14 protein-coding genes are annotated in these 16,769 nt (G+C 70.2%); 7 read left to right on the top strand and 7 right to left on the bottom strand.

Features of this window, described 5'->3' with window-relative positions; genetic code table 11:
• Positions 1-124: 124 nt before the first annotated feature.
• From O7600_RS07620 to O7600_RS07610, 3 genes are read right to left on the bottom strand one after another with little or no spacing between them, the layout of a single operon-like run.
• On the bottom strand, positions 125-451 hold the full coding sequence (locus O7600_RS07620) for a hypothetical protein (protein WP_281592983.1): 327 nt from the start codon (positions 449-451) through the stop codon (positions 125-127).
• 13 nt (positions 452-464) lie between these two features.
• Positions 465-1,826, bottom strand: a complete 1,362-nt coding sequence (locus tag O7600_RS07615; protein ID WP_281592982.1) for a hypothetical protein — start codon at positions 1,824-1,826, stop codon at positions 465-467.
• Between the two features lie 6 nt (positions 1,827-1,832).
• Positions 1,833-4,583 (bottom strand): hypothetical protein, encoded by a 2,751-nt coding sequence (locus tag O7600_RS07610; protein ID WP_281592981.1) that lies wholly within the window; start codon positions 4,581-4,583, stop codon positions 1,833-1,835.
• A gap of 290 nt (positions 4,584-4,873) precedes the next feature.
• Between O7600_RS07610 and O7600_RS07605 the strand changes: the two genes are divergently transcribed.
• Together O7600_RS07605 and O7600_RS07600 are read left to right on the top strand one after the other, a co-directional pair.
• Positions 4,874-5,962 (top strand): hypothetical protein, encoded by a 1,089-nt coding sequence (locus O7600_RS07605; RefSeq protein ID WP_281592980.1) that lies wholly within the window; start codon positions 4,874-4,876, stop codon positions 5,960-5,962.
• Positions 5,963-5,984: 22 nt separating this feature from the next.
• A complete protein-coding gene (locus tag O7600_RS07600) occupies positions 5,985-6,905 on the top strand; it encodes an adhesin (RefSeq protein WP_281592979.1) in 921 nt (306 codons plus the stop codon).
• A 320-nt stretch (positions 6,906-7,225) separates the two neighbouring features.
• Here the strand turns inward: O7600_RS07600 and O7600_RS07595 are convergent, their stop codons facing one another.
• Positions 7,226-7,600, bottom strand: coding sequence for a hypothetical protein (locus O7600_RS07595; protein ID WP_281592978.1), 375 nt, complete (start codon positions 7,598-7,600; stop codon positions 7,226-7,228).
• Between the two features lie 247 nt (positions 7,601-7,847).
• Between O7600_RS07595 and O7600_RS07590 the strand changes: the two genes are divergently transcribed.
• Positions 7,848-9,233, top strand: a complete 1,386-nt coding sequence (locus tag O7600_RS07590) for an ATP-binding protein (protein WP_281592977.1) — start codon at positions 7,848-7,850, stop codon at positions 9,231-9,233.
• Positions 9,230-10,567 carry a hypothetical protein gene (locus tag O7600_RS07585; RefSeq protein WP_281592976.1) on the top strand — a complete coding sequence of 446 codons (1,338 nt, stop codon included), beginning with the start codon at positions 9,230-9,232 and terminating at the stop codon, positions 10,565-10,567. The genes O7600_RS07590 and O7600_RS07585 overlap by 4 nt, the downstream gene beginning before the upstream one ends.
• Here the strand turns inward: O7600_RS07585 and O7600_RS07580 are convergent.
• Positions 10,518-11,345, bottom strand: coding sequence for a DUF4184 family protein (locus O7600_RS07580; protein WP_281592975.1), 828 nt, complete (start codon positions 11,343-11,345; stop codon positions 10,518-10,520). The two genes, O7600_RS07585 and O7600_RS07580, sit on opposite strands and share 50 nt — an antisense overlap.
• Positions 11,346-11,441: 96 nt before the next feature.
• On the bottom strand, positions 11,442-12,047 hold the full coding sequence (locus O7600_RS07575; protein WP_281592974.1) for a TetR/AcrR family transcriptional regulator: 606 nt from the start codon (positions 12,045-12,047) through the stop codon (positions 11,442-11,444).
• Between the two features lie 70 nt (positions 12,048-12,117).
• Between O7600_RS07575 and O7600_RS07570 the strand changes: the two genes are divergently transcribed.
• Both O7600_RS07570 and O7600_RS07565 read left to right on the top strand, forming a co-directional pair.
• The gene (locus O7600_RS07570) at positions 12,118-13,386 is read left to right on the top strand and encodes an FAD-binding oxidoreductase (RefSeq protein WP_281592973.1); all 1,269 of its coding nucleotides are present in this window, start codon (positions 12,118-12,120) and stop codon (positions 13,384-13,386) included.
• A 36-nt stretch (positions 13,387-13,422) separates the two neighbouring features.
• Complete coding sequence (locus O7600_RS07565; RefSeq protein WP_281592972.1) at positions 13,423-14,154, top strand: MerR family transcriptional regulator; 732 nt, start codon at positions 13,423-13,425, stop codon at positions 14,152-14,154.
• Between the two features lie 63 nt (positions 14,155-14,217).
• On the opposite strand, the gene O7600_RS07560 is transcribed toward O7600_RS07565, so the two are convergent.
• Positions 14,218-14,868, bottom strand: a complete 651-nt coding sequence (locus O7600_RS07560) for a DUF3159 domain-containing protein (protein ID WP_281592971.1) — start codon at positions 14,866-14,868, stop codon at positions 14,218-14,220.
• Between the two features lie 573 nt (positions 14,869-15,441).
• Between O7600_RS07560 and O7600_RS07555 the strand changes: the two genes are divergently transcribed.
• Positions 15,442-16,665, top strand: coding sequence for a hypothetical protein (locus O7600_RS07555; protein ID WP_281592970.1), 1,224 nt, complete (start codon positions 15,442-15,444; stop codon positions 16,663-16,665).
• Positions 16,666-16,769: the final 104 nt, after the last annotated feature.

Below are 16,769 nucleotides of genomic sequence, written 5' to 3'. Positions count from 1 at the left end.
GTGGACAGTGAAAGGCGGCGTCGGTTCGAACTGGTCATCCCGACAAAGGAAAAGGCCCTGAACAGCAAGAGTGCTGGTCAGGGCTTTCACTTTCATCTTCGGCGATTCAAGATCTGCAATCAGCTCAGCTGGGCCGCAGAACGCTCTCCACGGTCAGGCCGGCCGCCGCCGCAGCGCTCGTGATCTCGGACTCGAACGGCTCGAGGGCGGTCGGGTCGGCCTGACCGTCGACACTTAGGTTGACCTCCCAGCCGCCTCGGGACTCGTCGCGGGAGAGGCTGAACTCCACCCGGACGCCGTCACGCTCGGCTTCGCGCTCACCGAAGATCTCGTCCCAGTCGTCGGCCAGCCGCCCCGTCGGCGTCAGGTCGAGACTCGTCCGCAGCGAGTCCAGCGTGCGCTGGTCGAGAGGGCCGGACAGCTTGTAGGCAACGGCACGGCGGAACACCATCATTTCTCCTTCGTCACAAACGGATGTGCCAGTCGTCGTCCCGGAAATGCGAGGACGGGCCGGTCCCGGAGGTGTCCGGAGGTCCGCCGCCGGCGAACACCGCCGGAGCGACGTCCCGGCCCAGCGATCCGGACCACTCCTTGCGCCAAGCCGTGAGGTTCGGGAAGGCGCGCTTCGCGATCTCCTTGCGGACGAAATTGTATTTCGGATGGGTGAGCGAGTGATCCGGGAAGGTCTCCTGCTGGACGGCTTCGGCCTTCTGCAGCATCGCGTCCGATGACAGCTGGACGTCGTAATCGCTGGGTTCGCTCTCGAGGCCCAGCTTGTTCATCGAGTCGAACGGCCGGCGCAGCGGCGGCTGCTGGTCGCCCATCCACTCGTCGTATCTCGCCTGCGCCTCCGGATTGCCGACCATCTCGTCCCGGGTGGGCAGGCTCTTGTGTTCCCCGGAGAAGAAGCGTGCCGACGAGCCCTGCAACCGCACGTCCACCTCGGCTGGGTCGAGGCCGTCGGACCGCAGCGCGTCGGAGAGTGACGAGCTGAACTCGTTGAACTGCTCCGGGCTCATGCCGAGTGGCGCCGTCCGGTCCGACCAGTTCTGCACCTGATCCGGCTCGATGCCGAGGAACTCGCAGTCGCGTGGGGTGAGCTGGCGGCCGGAGTCGTCGGCGGGCAGCAGGTCTTTGACCTCGTCCCAGCGCGGGCCCTCGAATTGTTCCCGCAGGCTGTCCTGCCCTGGCAGGGCCTCACCCGGTTCCGGGGCAGGCTCGCGGCTCTCTGTTGCGAACGGGTCGGGAACCGGCGGTTTCTGTTCGTCGGCGGAGGGTTCGGGCTCGGACTCGGTCGGCGGCTCTTGTCCGGTCTGCGCTTCGGGGTCGGGCACCGGCTGCCGCTCGGCCTGCTCCTCGCTATCCAGCACCGGTTCCTGCTCAGATTCCGCCAGCGGCCTCCCCTCGGGGGCGGGCACCGGTCCCTCTTCCGGCATGGGCACCGGCTCCTGCCCCATGCCCTCGTCAGACGTCTGCTCCTGTGCATCGGCCTCTTCGACCTGCGCAGACGGCTCGTCCACCGGCGGTATAGCGGGCATCGCCTGCTCCTGCGGCTCGGCAGGAGCAGGCGTAACCTGCTCACTCTCGTCGGGATCCGGCACCGGAGACTGCTCCTTGGACAGCTCCGCCACGCTCTGCCCGGCCGATTCGTCCTGTTCACCCTCGGGCACGGCATCCGGTGAGGGCGCCGCCGGTTGCTCCCCGCCTGCCGGCTCCGAAGCCTGGGAGACCTCAGGCGCCGGCGACAACTCCTGCTGCGAGTCAGCGTCACCGATCTCCTTGGGCTCCGGCGTGCTCTCCCGATAGCCCTCCGACGTCATCTCCACGCCTGCCTACCCCGCCTTTGCCAGGTGCTCCCGATACAGGCTGATCCAGCGGTTGGTGTCCCCTGTGTACGCCTCTCCGAGCAGCGCCACGAAGATCGCGATGCGCCAGTGTAGATCGCCGGGCCCTGCTCGGTGGGGGCGGTTTTTCTCGCCCCACGACTCGAGGAGCTCTCCGGTTTCCGCCCACCAGGCAGGACGCTCTGCCGCCACGGCCGGCCACGTCCTCATCCGGTCGCGGAACGCCGACACGTGTTCGGCGGCCACCCTGCTTGCCGAGTACCCGAAAGAACAGCGCACCGGGCACACGCCGCAGGGTGCCTGCGGGGTCATCGCGGCCCTGGCCGCGGGGTTTTCAGAGACCCAGGCGTGATGCCGTCGGGTCAGTTCCGCGTTGTCGGCGAGCGGCGCCTCGGGCAGACCACGCTCGGCGGCGTCCCGGGCCCGCACGTCGTCGACCGCGACCAGAGCGGGCCGGTCGAGTTGCGAGTGGAAGACGAAGCCGGACATCTTCGGCAGCGCGCCCGCATAGGCCCGCTGGTCGTCGGAGAACCGCATGGTGTCGCCGATCAGCTCGCGGTCCTCGGCGGAGAGTAGCTGGTGCATCACCTTCAGGTTGGTGTTCTTGTAGGCGTCCGGGATTAGCTTCGACGGCGACTGCTCCACGATCACCAGCCCTTCGCCGTACTTCCGGTTCTCGGCCAGGGTGTTCGCGAACGTCTCCGCCGCCCGCGCCCGGGCGTCGCCCTGCCGGCTGTCGCCGCCGGGCGCGGGCCGGCCGAGCAGCCGGTGCGCCTCCTCGATGACGGTGACGTGGGCAAGCCGGGACCCGTCGCGGTGCGCCTTGTAGTGCTCGGTCATCGCGTTTAGCAGCAGCGCCATGACCAGCGCCTGTTCCTTGGCGTCGTCGCCGATCGCGGCTAGCTCGACCACGATCGGACGGCTCAGCATCTCGGTGATCGGGAACGACCGGGCCGCGGAGAGCGTAGGCCCACAGGGTCCCTCGGCCAGCGACTCGGCGCGCAGCCGGGACGCGGCGAGGATGTTGGAGCGCACCTCACCCGCGTAGTCCAGGTCTTCGGTGACCTCGGTGATCGCGGAGACAAAGTCGGACAGCACCGGCCAGACGCCGTCCTCGCCGGCGATCTCGCTGACGTCGAAACCGGCCCGCTGGTACGTCTCCCGCAGCGCCCGTGCATAGATTGCCGGCAGTGGGTCCCAGAGCCCGAAGGCCGCGTCGAAGCAGGCCCGGAGGTTGGCCACGTGTGTGGAGATCCGCACGCCCGGCGGCACTTCGAACGGATTGAGCCGCAGCGGCGCGGTGTGCTCGTCACCGACGGTCAGCACCAGCAGGTCCTCGAAGCCGGGCAGGGTGGCCAGCCAGCGGTAGTCGTCGCGTTCGGCGTTGACCGGCTCCAGGACGGTGAACGGGATCCGGTGGTTGGACCACAGCTGCCGCAGGAACGACAGCGTCGAGTTGGTCTTGCCGGAGCCCGTGGTGCCAAGGAACAGCGCGTGCCGGTTCAGGTCGGCCAGTTCGACACCGAGCGGGCCGGCGTCCGGCTGCCGGCCCAGCACCAGATGTGGTCCTGCCGGGGTGTAATCGGCGACCACCGCCGGGGTACGCGTACGCACCGGAAATCGGGGCAGCGTGCCGTGCGCGGCGATCGGCAGCCGGAATGCGGCCGTGGCCTCCTCGACGTCGACGATCCAGGTCAGCGGGAGCAGCGCGGCCGTCGGCGGGGTAGTGCTGCGCCACACCGGGTGGCCTCCCCAGTCACCGAAGGCGAGCGACCCGAGGTTACGGGTGAAGGTCTCCAGCTCCGAGCCGGAGGCGGGACGCTCGAGCGAGTACGCCGCACCGAGCGACCGCGTCGACAAATAATTCTCCGACTCTGCCCGCTCGCTGCGGGAGATCGTGGCGCCGATGATCGACGGCAGGTCATCGCCGAGGGGCTGCGGCGAGCAGACCGCGATCCGGATGCGGAACGCCATGTCATGGTATCGGCGGCCGGCGTCGGCGTAGATCTTCTCCGCCTCGACGGCGAACGCGTCCGGGGTGAGCTTGACCCGACCGCCGTAGAGGCCCCCATGGTGGTACTCGCCCTCGGCGGCCAACCGCTTGTACTGCGAGGCGGAAACAGCGACGGCCCGGGACAGCGCCTCTGGCACCGACATCGGGCTCAGCCCGACGGTGAGCACCACCTGGTGCGGCAGGCTGGTGATCGCCCGCAGCAACGGCTCCCAGGACCGGAACGTGCCGGTGAACGGCTGCACCGCGAAGTAGTAGAGCACCCCGGCGTCTGGCCGCTGCGGTGTCTCCATCAGCACGCGTTTGCGCACCTCGACGGCGCCGGCCGGATGCGGTGCGAAGGGCATCAACGCCGCGTGCAGTTCACTCTCGGTGAGCGGCGCGACGAAGACATGCCGCGGAGCCGCGGCGAGGCGCCGGGCTGCCGCCTCCGCGGCGGCCCGGGCGGCGGGTTCACCCCGTCCATAGGTGCGTGTCAACAGGTATGCCTCAAGAGTCGCCGACTCGGGCCGCCACCACCAGCGCAGCTCCACCGGTTCGCTGGTGCTGTCGCCGACCTGTCCGCTCAGGAACGCCACCTGCTCGGCCACCGCCCGGGCGATCCGTTCCGGCTCCTTGAGCTCCGCGTACTCCCGCAACTCGGACAGGTCGGCGGCCGCGGCGATCCGCAGGCCTGTCCAGGCCCAGGTGCCGGACGCGTCGGTGGAAACGAGCGCCGCGCTGATCACCGGCGTCCGATCGCGGCGGCGGAAGATCTGGCGGGCAGGTGGTTGAGGACGCGCATGATGCGACGATGAGATCACAACCCGTATCGGGCAGCAAGGAGTCGAATGCGGGTACTCCCCGCCCGGGCACTTGGGGTACCGTTCCGATCACTTAGGACGATCGTCGCGCCGTGCTGCCTGGATCGGACAGGAGTTCAGCGGTTATGGATTCAGCCCAGGCGACCGCCTCCGGCGTGTGCTTCCGGTGCGGTGGCGGAGTCACCGCTGCCCAGGGATCGTGCCGCTTCTGCGGGATGCCGGTGCTGCCGGAAATGGTCACCCCGGCACCGCCACTGCCTCCGCCCCCGTTCGCCCTGCCGATGCCCCGCCTCACTCTCGACACCACTTCGCCGGAACCGCGTGGCAGCCGCCGCGGCTTCGTGATCGCGGCTGCCGTGATCGCCGCGGTGTTGCTTTCCGGTGGCGCTGTGGTCGGAGTGTCGAGGCTCTTCGCGGAGACGCCACAATCGACTGTAGAGGATTATTTCGACGCGCTCGCCGACGGTGACGCGGCCAGCGCGATGAAGCTCGTGTACCGCAGTGCGGAGATCGATACCAGGCAGTACCCGCTGCTCACCGACGCTGGGCTGAGCGATGACACCCGGCCTACGGACGTCGAGATCGGAGATGTCCAGGAATCAAGCCCGGCGTTCGGCCAGGAAGCCCAGTTCGTCGAGGTCAAGTACTCAGCCGGCGGCACCGACGTCACGCAGGACGTGCTCGTCGCAAAGGCGGTCGACGGCGACGGCTACCGGCTGCGCGCCCCGTTCGTCGCGATCTCCCTGAACGGTCTTCATGACCGGACCATCAAAATCAATGGCGTCGAGGTGGATACCGACAACGACGTCGTTGGTTTCCCGGGCTCGTTCAAGGCGGAGGCAGCCGGAAACGCACTGATCGCCGGCTCCACCGCGACCGCTACCCCGAAGCGATCCGGCCGGGGCGGCTACGTCGCCGAGCTCGACTTCGGACGGCCGGAACTCGCGCCCGGCGCCCAGGAGGAGATCGAGTCCTCCGTGCGCGCGACGATCGACCAATGCGCGGCCACCACCGAGGCGCGGACCGCTGGCTGTCCGTTCACTCTCAGCATCTGGGGATCGGACATCTCAGTGAAGTGGTCAGTCACCACGTACCCGGCCATCACGGTGGAATCCGCGACGGGCGGATGGATGGGCGGCGGCAGCGGCGTGACGTTCTCCGATGACGGCTCGGGCAAGGTCGACTGGACCGCGAGCTACACCGACTTCTTCGGCACCCGGCGGACCGAGAGCGGAAACGCCGCGTTCCGTGTCGGCGGCACGGCCAAGGCTTCACCATCGGGCATCCAGGTCTCACTGACCTGATCAGGAATTGACTGGAGGATTCATGGGCATGCCCGGTGAACCGCCGCGGCAGTGGGCGACCGCCGGCCAGGGAAGCGGCGACGTCGCATACCGAATGCAGGGTCTCCGATACGGCGGCGTCGAACTCGGCCTCGATGAGACGGTCTCCGCTTGGACGATAATCCGGCTCTGGCTCGGTGCCGCGGTGGTGGCGTTCACAGTCTGGGCCGTCTTCGCGTCCCTTGCTCTTCTGGTCGCGATCGGCTCCGGACTCAATGCCAGCGACTTGGGCGGCGGCCTGTTCTACATCGGCTCGCTGCTTTCGTTCGTGGTGTTCTGGGTGGCGCTCCTCGCGGCGCGGATCGACGAGCCCATCGCGGAGTGGAAAACCCTGGTCGAGGACCGTTACCAGGCCGCTGACTCGGCCTACGCGGCGATCTACGGCACCCTGCGCAACCGCGGGTTCCCGGTGCACGCCAACGCGGTCCGGATCCGCAGCGACCTGCTGGCCCCCGAAATGGTCAACAACCGGCTGCTGATCAGCGACAGGAGCTACAGCATCTACGTCTCGGTTTTCCCGTACGGCAGCAGCCTGTACCTGGGCTGGACAATGTGGCGCACCCGCCGTGGCGCGACGCTGATCGGTCACTTCATTAAGGACCTAATCGGTGGCATGCTGGGCCGCTCCGGATCGGTCAACCAGATGTTGCGTACCGAACGGGTTCGGGCCATGCGCGAAGCCGTGCACGCCGCTGCACGTGAGGGCACCGAGGTCGCGATGCAGGGTGTCACGGTTCCGCTGGCCGCGACCTTCGGTCAGGATGTGCCGGTCCAGGATCTTCGTGCCGGACTCGCAACCTCGCACAACTACAACACGGTGTCCGTGGTGAACCCCGCGCCGACTCCCGGTTCTGGTGCGCCTCCGCCGGGCGAGGGCCCGGTCTCCGGTCCGCCCGCGCCGTGACCCGTCAGTGAGAAGGCTGCCGCCCAGCTGAGGGTGGCGGCCTTCTCGTGTTATGCGGCTCAGGAGGGCGGAAGCTGGTCTCGCTGACCGGGGTGTGCGTTGATGGTGAACGTGTCGCCGGCTTCGCCGCCCTCTGAGCCGGGCCACCGGGTGCCACACCGATCCTCCTCACAGACGTGGCACCAGGCCATTCTTCTGAGATCACTCTCTAGGCTGAGGGTGTCCGGTCCCGCATGGGAACGTGAGGCCAACCGATGGCTCGGAGTACGTTGAATGCCGATGAGCCACCGCCCGTCAGTGCGGTACGCCTCGGTGACACATCACAGAATGATCGCTGTGACGGGATTTTGACGACGAGGCACCTCGCGGCCGACCAGATCCCTGTTCAGAGCGGGGTCTTTGACAACGCGCCCCTGGAACCCCCAGCGTCCCCAGAACGGTCCGATCGGCTTGTCGATTCGGAGAACGGCTCGCGTCCGGCCGGCATATGCCACCACCGCGTAGTCGATCCCCGTCCAGGTGGGCGAGCGAGGATTCCATCTCCAGAACAACCGGGCCGAGTTGAGAAGCTCAGCGTCGCTCATGCCTTCTCGGTAGCCGTAGCCATTTCGACTCTCTTGGGGGTTGCCGCCCCATCTTGACTCGTCCCAGGTGTCGTCCTCGTCCACCCAAGGCCCGAGGCTGATCAGCATCACGCGGCGTCCACCAGGCACCTCGGGAGCTGGCTGCTCGTCGATTAGATGTCCATGGATGGAGCGAGCCTGTGTGCGTTTGCGGCGTCCTCGGCGGCCCCCGCAAGCCGTCCCGGCTCAAGGCCGCCGCGATCGTGCGACCGCCCGCATCGCGGTGACGCATCGGTCCCGGCCCGACCGGCCGGTCCCATGCGTGAAGGATCGAAAAAATTGAGAGCTGTCACTTGCCGCGCTCTGCCATCATGAGCCCGTGCAGCGACTGGGGAAGATCGCCGCCGCTTCCGGCTGCGTCCTGGTCGGCGCCTGTGTGGTGCTGACCGCGGTGGCCGCGCGGGAGGCCCGGGGCGATCTCGAGCGGGCTGACCAACTGTTCGGGGTCATCGGCGGCGTGACGGGGGTGATCGGCGCCGCGCTCGCGCTCGTCGGGCTCGTGGTCTCGGTCGTTCTCGGCAGTTTGCAGCTCAGGGCGGCGCGGTCGCCGCAGGACGAGGGCGAGACCCGCCCCGATGCCGCGTCCGCGTCCGCGGTGCCGGCCGCCGGCCGGATCGACGCCGACATCGACCGGCTCCGGGTGGCGCTGGCGGTCGCGTACGACCAGTTGTTCGGGGTCGACGACATGGTCGACCAGGTGGGCGAGATCCTGAAGAACCCGGTGAGTCCGCGGATCCTGTCCGTCTGGGGTGGAGCGGGTTACGGCAAGACCACCCTGGTGTACGAGGCGGCGCGCCGGCATACGGGGGAAGCCGGTTTCGCGCGCCTGTTCGGCATCTCTGCCAAGTTCACCCACATCGGTCCGGCCGGCCTGCTGAAGCCTCAGCGGGCGCGCATCACGAGCGAGTGGCGGGACATCCTCGTCGAGCTCGCCAAGCAGGTCGACCCGACGGCGGACGTCGACGCGACCACAGTGGAGGAGGCGCTGCCGGGCCTGTTCCCCGCCGCCCCCTGCCTGGTGGTCGTCGACAACCTGGAGACCGTGCCGGAGGCCCGGCAGGCGGTCGACTACCTGGTCGCGCGCTTCGCCGAGTCGCCGCACCGGTTCCTGCTGACCACTCGCGAGTCGGTCGCCGCGATCGGCGGTCGGTGGGTGACCGAACGCAGGTGGAACGGCCCGTCGGCGGCGGACGCGAAGCGGTACGCCGACCACCTCGCCCGCCACGACACGGCCCTCGACCCCACTGACGCGGATCTCGACGACGTGGTGGAGGCGGCCGAGTGCGCACCGCTGCTGATCCAGATCATCGTGCGGTACGCCGCGGAGAAGACGCTGACGATCGCTGAGGTGGTGCGGCGGTTGCGCGATCGGGGCGGCCAGCTCGGAAACAACGTGTGGCGGTACTGCTATGCGCAGTCGATGCAGGCCCTGGCCGACGGCGTGGGCTCGACGCAGGACGCGATACGTCTGATGGGCGTCTTCTGCTTCGTCCCGGCCGGACGCTCGGTGACCGACCAGGAGTTCTTCGCGCAGAGCCGGATCGCCGACCGGGAACAGTTCCTGCGCGTCCGCGAGCTCGCCTGCAGGCTGACCCTGGTGCGTGCCCTCGAGGGCAACACGCGGTTCACCGTGCACTCACTTCTGCGCGAGCACTTCTGCGGCAACGTCGACGACACCGACGCGGCTGCTCCGGCCGCCCGATGACGCCGGACGCCCGGGCCGAGCTCGACGAGTGGCAGTGCGGCGTCCGGGCGGTGGCCGGCGATCCGGAGGGCTGGGAGAGGCAGACCACGTTTCGGATCACGCAGGCCCGTACCCGACCGATGGCCGACCTCGGCGAGGAGTACGCCGCGTTCGTCTACTGGATGCGGCGGCTGGCGGCGTCGCCCACGAACGTCTCGCCGGACGTGCTGTCGGCGTTCGTCGCGGAGCTGGGGCGCCTCGCCAGCAACCTCGGGCAGCCGGCCCGGATGGACGACGTGGAGACCGCCCTGCGGGAGGCGATCGCGGCCCAGTCGGCGGTGGGCGGCCCGGTCTCGGGCCTCTACCTCGCGTTGGCGTCCTACCTGGGCACACGCGCGTTCGAGACTCGGGAGCGCAGCAGGGCCATCGCCGCTGCCGTGGCGAGCGCCGAGCCCGGCACCGACGACTGGGGGCGGGCCATGATCGCGAAGTGCGAGTACGAGGTGTCGATCAGCCGGTACACCACCGCCGTGCGGACCGCGCACGACCTGCGGGCGTGGCTGGGTCGGGGTCTTGATCCCCATTTCGAGTGCGGCGCGCTCACCCATGAGGCGACCGCGCTGTTCACGTCGTTCCAGGACCTGGCGGAGGCCGAACGCTTGTTGCGGCGTGCCGTGACGTTCGCCCCCGCCGCCACTGACGACGTCCGGGTCGCGCGCTGGATCGCGACCGCCTTCCACTACCTGGGCCGGATCGCCGAGGTGCGGGGTCGTGACGAGGAGTGCCTCCGCTACTACGTCCGTGGCCAGAAGTACCAGGAGCTGTGTCCGGAGGAGATCGAGGCGTCCGCGTTCCTGCACCTGCGGCTCTCCGAGCCACTGGCCAACGCCCATCTGTACGAGCTGGCGTCCGACCATCTGCGCCAGGCGGAGCGGCTGGCGCAGGTGGGTGCGAACCGCAGCTCCGCCGCCGTCCAGGTCGAGGTCGGCTACGCCGTGCTGACGGCCAAGCAGGGACGGCTGGCCGAGGCGCAGCGGAGGGGCCGGGAGGCGTTGCGGCACTGCCGGCGGATCAAGTTCCGGCGCGGCGAGCTCCTCTGCCTCGGGTTCCTGTTCACGATCCAGGTCAAACGCCGCCACTACCTCCGGTCGGCCCTGACCCTGCTGCGCATCGTGCCAACGCTGCTGACCGGTGAACTGAGGCACAACAGCATCCTCAAACTGCGTGGTGGCATCCCGGTGCTCTTCCGGCTGGCCTTCCGGCGGCTGGCGCGGAGAGGGTCGCAGGGTGAGAGCCCGCCGGGGGTCAGCGAGCCGGTCGGCTGCCCCTGTCCGCAGCATGCGCGTCCTCGGTGAGGGGCGCGTCGGCGCCGGCCGGAGACGAACGGCTGGAGGCGACGACCGTCACCCCGATCGCCGCCACCGCGAGGAGTGCCGCGAGCCCGCCTCGCGTCGCGGCGAGGAACACGGCACCGCGGACCGGGTCAGCCTCGCTCCCGATCCCGATCCACACCCCCAGCGACGCTCCGACGACGAGCGCCCCGCCCACCAGGGCCCACGCCCGACGGGCACGGCGCGACGCCGGCTCCGGCCCGCCGAGGGCCGGGCCCGGGCGTGCGCGCCTGGCGCACCACACGGCGAGGACGGCCAGTCCGACGACGGTGCTCACGTACTGGGCCCACTCGTAGCCGGGAAGCGGCCCGTGTGCCGCGGCCAACCAGGGCAGGTGTCGGAAGCCCCAAGTGCCGGAGTGGGTGAAGCTGTCCCACACCACGTGCGTGAGCGCGCCGACGGCGAGCCCCGCGACGACGGCCAGGGGATTCAGCCGGGCCTTTCCCGTCCGGGTGCCGCCGACGGTTCCGGCGGACGGGGTGAATAGGCCGGGCAGCAGCACGCCGGCCGCGGGCCGGCCGATCGTCCGCCACCCGACGAACGCCACCGCGCCCACCAGGACGTCGAGCGAGACCGCCCCGGCCAGCGAGTGGGTCCATGTGGTCAGCGACGTGACCGTCACGTAGAACGGCAGGTCGGGAGCGAGACTGCCGACGACGAGGGCCGACGGGGGCACGCCCAGGCGACCCAGCGGTCGCAGCAGGGGCAGGACCACAGCGGGATGACTGGCGGTGAACGGCACGGCGCCTCAGTTCGCCTCTCGGTCGCGGCAGGGCCGTATCGTATCGCCGCGCCGCACCCGGTGGCACCGGCCGACGGTGTCGGAGACCTCCCGGTCTCAGCGAAGAGCGGCCGTGGCCTGGGCGACCAGCCAGCCTTCCGCCTGCTCGTAGGTCCACCCGTTGTCGTCGAGCAGGGTGAAGTAGCCGGAGTATCCGAAGTAGAACCAGAGGATGTCGGTCGCCTCCGCGACTGTCGTTCCCGCACGGAGGCCACCGACGTCGCGGAGTCGCACGGCGACGGCTTCGACGGCGTCGCGGTAGCGTCCGGTGGCCACCCGCAGGCTGTCGGCGACCTCGGCGTGGTGCGGCGCGGTCGTCAGCATCAGCCGCATGATGTCGCCGTACGTCTCGCGCATGGCCCGGACCGTGGCTGCCGTGTTTCGCAGGATCTCGTCCGGGTCGGTGAGCATCTCCTGCCGGGAGAGGGTCTGGGCCACGATCGGCGCCTGGCTCCACAGGTCGACGAGCGTCCGGACCAGCCCCTGCTTGCCGCCGGTCACCGCGTACACCGTGGCCGGTGCGACGCGGGCCTCCGCGGCGATGTCCTCGATCTTCGTCGCGAAGTACCCGTTGCGGGCGAAGAGTGAGCGCGCCGCCTCGATGATGGCGGCGCGGGTGGCCGCGGCGTACTCGGCCCGACGGCTCCTCGGTGCTTCGGTCATGGTCGTGTGAGCATAGCCTCCGCCATTCGCCAGAGTTGGACTCTGGCGAGTGCATGGCTACTCTGATCAAATGGGTGACATGCTGACGTCCGGCACGGAGTACGAAGCGACGCGGACGATCTGGAACGGTGCGGTGACCACACGTCCGCTCGCCGTCCTCCGGTGCGCCACCCCTGCTGACGTCCAGGCCGGGGTGCGGACCGCGCGGGAGAAGGGCCTCCCGCTGTCGGTGCGCGGCGGCGGGCACGACTGGGCCGGTCGCGCGCTGACCGACGGCGGGCTGACGCTGGACCTGAGCCCGATGCGGCAGGTGAGCGTCGACCCGGCAACCGCGGTCGCCACCGTGGCCGGCGGTGCCACGTCGGCCGACCTGGCCGCGGCCGCGCAGCGGGCCGGTCTGGTCGCGGTCACCGGGACGGCCGGTTCGGTCGGCATGGCCGGCCTGACGCTCGGCGGTGGTTACGGTCCACTGAGCGGCCGGTTCGGCCTTGCCGCCGACAACCTGCTGTCGGCCGACGTGGTGCTCGCCGACGGCACGTCGGTCACCGCGGACGAGGAGCGCGACCCCGAGTTGCTCTGGGCCCTGCGCGGCGGAGGCGGCAACTTCGGCGTCGTCACCTCGATGCGGATCCGGCTGCACACGGTGCCGACCATCCTGGCCGGGATGATCATGTTCGGCTCCGACGTGCTGCCGGAGCTGGAGGAGTCGCTGCTACGCGGGCCGGACGAGTTGACCGTGCAGGCCGGCTTCATCACCGCCCCGACCGGTGGGTCGGCGCTGTTCGTCGCGCCGACCTGGTGCGGTGAGCCCGAGGCCGGGACGAAGGTGCTTCAGCGGCTCACCGAGCTCGGCGAGCCGCTGACGGCGCAGTTCGGCCCGACCACGATGACCGACCAGCTCGCGCAGATCGACGCGATGTTCCCGGCGGGTCGCCACGTCGAGATCGGGGCGCGGACGGTGACCGGACTCGACCGTACGGTCCAGGAGATCCTGCTCGACGCCGCCGGCGCCACGACCTCGCCGCTGTCGGCGATCTCGCTGCACAGCCTCCACGGCGCAGCCGCTCGCGTGCCCGCCGACGCCACCGCGTTCCGCAACCGCACGCCGCACCTGATGGTCGAGACCATCGCCGTGTGGGAACCCGGAGACCCCGCCGAGGGTCGACACCGGGCCTGGGTCCGCAAGACCGACCGGCTTCCGGGCGGCTATCCCAACCTGCTCGGTCCGGGCGACGCCGCGCGCACCGCCGCAGCCTTCGGGCCGAACGCCGAGCGCCTGCTCTCCGCCAAGAAGCGGTACGACCCCGACCTGGTGTTCCACGCCCCCGGAAGGCTCTGACGGCCGGCGCCGGACACCATCGAACGGAGGTGCGCAGTGGGCTGGAGCACCCGGGAGATCGCCCAACTCGCCGGCACCACGCTGCGGGCGGTACGCCATTACCACGCTATCGGGCTGCTGACCGAACCACCCAGACGTACCAATGGCTACAAGCAGTACGGGGTTGCTCACCTCGTCCGGATCCTGCGCATCAGGCGCCTGACGGAGTTGGGTTTCTCGCTGTCGCAGATCGCGACCATGCACGACACCGACGATCAGCCCGTGGAGGCTCTGCGCACCCTCGACGCCGAGCTCGCGGCGACCATCGAACGGCTCCAGCGGGCCCGCCTCGAACTCGGTGTCATCCTGCGACAGCCGACACCGGCGGAACTGCCGTCCGGCTTCGTCGCACCGGGTGTCGTGTCGACGATGCCGCCGGCCGACCGTTCGTTCATCGTCGTGCTGACCCGGGTACTCGGCGCCGACACCATGCGGGCCTGGGGGGACATGCTGCGCAAGCCCGTCACCGACCCGGTGGCCGAGCGGTTCGACACGCTTCCCGCGGAGGCCGACGAGCAGGCCCGCGCGGCCGTGGCCCGGGACCTGGCCCCCTACGTACGCACGCTGCTCGCGGAGAACCCCGGAGTGCGGATCACGAACGCCGGCACCCGGTACAGCGCGCGCTACGTCCACCAGGCCGTCGGCAAGGCCCTGGCGGAGCTCTACAACCCGGCGCAGCTGGACGTCCTGCGGCGCACCCACCGCCTGCTGTCCGAACCGCGGGACTGATCGACGGCACCGACCGGCGCGCGGCGAGCGGGCCGGGGACGGGTGCCGATGGGCCGCACGCGGTCAGCGGCGGGCCGCGACGAGACGTCTGGTGCTGCGCCGGAAGCTCCACACGACGACCAGCGCGGCCAGTACGGTGAGCGGAGTGCCCATGACGACTCGGGCAAGGCCCAGCCCGCCGGTGCTGTCGGCCAGGTAGAGCCACTGTTGGACCGCGAACCGGGACCCGAACAACGACGCCGCGGCGAGGGTCGCGACGTCGTGTGCCACCCGTACGGCTCGGTCGGATCGCCATGCGTAGGTGCCGCCGTGCAGCGCGTTCCAGATGACACCGGTCAGCGGCCGACGAGCCAGCACCGACGCGGACGTGACGACGAATCCGGCCAGCGAGGCCCAGATCCCGATCACGAAGAAGTCCCGCGCGGAGCCGGTCCAGGCGACGATCCCGGCGGCCACTGTCACACCGAGCAGGCTGCCCACCGCCGAGGCGAGACGCTCGCCGCGCAGCCGGCGAACGATGAACAACGCCAGCCCGGTCGCGACCGCGACACCGACCGCCACCGGCAGCGGCAGGAACGTGTCGGCCGTGACGAACACGATCACCGGGACCGTGGAGTAGACGAACCCGGCCGGGCCGCCCATCTGCCGCAGGACGGTGTCGGCGGGCTGGGCGGTGCCGTCGGACGGAGTGGGCCCACGGTCCCGCTCCGACATCACCTCTGGGTCGACCTCGTTCGGCATTGGACAATTAGCCGGTGTGCCGCAGCGGCACACTCAAGCACGCGCGGCACGGTGTGTCCGACCTCACGACCGGGCGGCGCTCGGGGTGCTCACCTGCTCGGCCGGTCGAGGATGACGTCGACGCGCTGCAGGACGTCGATCTGCGCGGGGGCTGTACGACCAGGCGACCGCCCGGAGGAAGACCGGCCAGTGGCGTGGCCCGCGGCCCGCCGCGCCGTCCGCCAGTTCCCGCAGGCGCGGATGTTCTCGGCCAGATCCCGCGCGACATTCTCATCTCCTGTCCGACCCACGTTCAGCGGATTCGCACCCATGCGAACCTGTGCCCTCGGGGCACAGTCAAATGCGGCACGGCAGACGGTTCGCGTCTCCGGACGTCGTCTCTCCGGACGTCGTCGGACAGATCACACCCGGGCGGGGTTGAGTGTGCCGCTACGGCCGGGTGTCTCATCGAAGCCGCCATCACCCCGCCACCGGCGGCGGCAGCGGCCGAGCAGTCCGAGCGACGAACGCGGCCGCACCGATCGGCACGTCGACACGAAGGAAGACATGGGCCACTCTCCAGCACACCCGATCGTGCGTCCCCTGGGCGCGTTCGAGCGCATCATCGACCTCTACATCGGTCGCAACCCGGTGCAGTTCTCGCTCGTCGTCGAACTCGCCTCGCCCGTCTCGGCACACCAACTGGAGCGCGCGCTCGCCCAACTACAGCGGACGCACCCACTGCTCGCCGTCGGCATCGATCGCAGCGGCGACCGCCCGGCCTTCCGGACGTCGACCGAGCCCATCGCTGTCCGACCGGCCCGCGGGGGAGACTGGCGCGAAGCGGCAGCGCAGGAGCAGACCCGTCCCGTCGACGCCGACGGGAGTCCCCTGGCGCGCGCGACGCTCGTCGGCGACGCACCCGGCGACCGTGGCACCGCCGTCGTCCTGACGTTCTCCCACCAGATCACCGACGGACGCGGCGCGCTCCGCGCAGCACACGACCTCCTCGCGATCCTCGACGGTCGGACGCTCCCGGCCCGGCCGGCGCCCCTGGACCAGGAGAGCCTGCTCGAACGTCTACCCCGGGCGGAGCGGCCGACCGATCACACCCCGGGCGCTCCGGCGGAGCCAGCTGTCGCCGCGATCCGACCGTTCGACGCCACGGCACCGAGCATCGAGACCGCCGAACTCGACCCCGCGACGACCGCACATCTTCGCTCCACCGCCCGCGCCAACGGGTCGACCGTCCAGGGCGCGATCTGTGCCGCCGCCGCGCAGGCGCTGGCCGCGCTCACCGGAGCCGGGAGCATCCGGGTCAACGTTCCCATCGATCTCCGCTCGGCGCTGGGCCTCGAGGACGACGTGGTGAACCGCTTCACGGCGACGACCGTGGTGCTGCACGCACCTGCGCGGAACACGCTCTGGTCGCTCGCGAAGGACGCGACGGCGCAACTGCGAGTCGCGCGGGACCGTGCCCGGCATGCGGCACTGATGCTGGGCTCGCTCAATCCCGCCGACGCCGCGGAGGCGGAGGCGGCGATGCTCGCCGCCACGGCCGCCGACCTGGAGATCACCAACCTGGGGACATCCGAGCCCGACACGTCCTCCGCCGTCGCGATCTGGGGACCGACGATGGCGACGCAGGTCCGCGACGAGCGGATCCTCGGCGTCGTCACGCACGCCGGGTCGCTGAGACTCGTCCTGACGACACACGGCGACATGAGGGGTCTTCCTGCTGACGTCGCCGGCCGCCTCACCCGACTCGGAGGTTCCGCAACCGAAGGCTAGGTTCTGCGTCCCGGCGCCCGGTCGCGGCCGGACCGAGCGGTAGGCGGCGACCTCGTCATCCGCCGGGTCGACCGCGCCGTGGGTCTCGGACGTCGCATGCCGGT

Source organism: Micromonospora sp. WMMA1998 (genome assembly GCF_027497375.1).
Taxonomy (GTDB): Bacteria; Actinomycetota; Actinomycetes; order Mycobacteriales; family Micromonosporaceae; genus Micromonospora; species Micromonospora sediminicola.
This window is presented reverse-complemented; position numbering and strand designations above follow the sequence as displayed.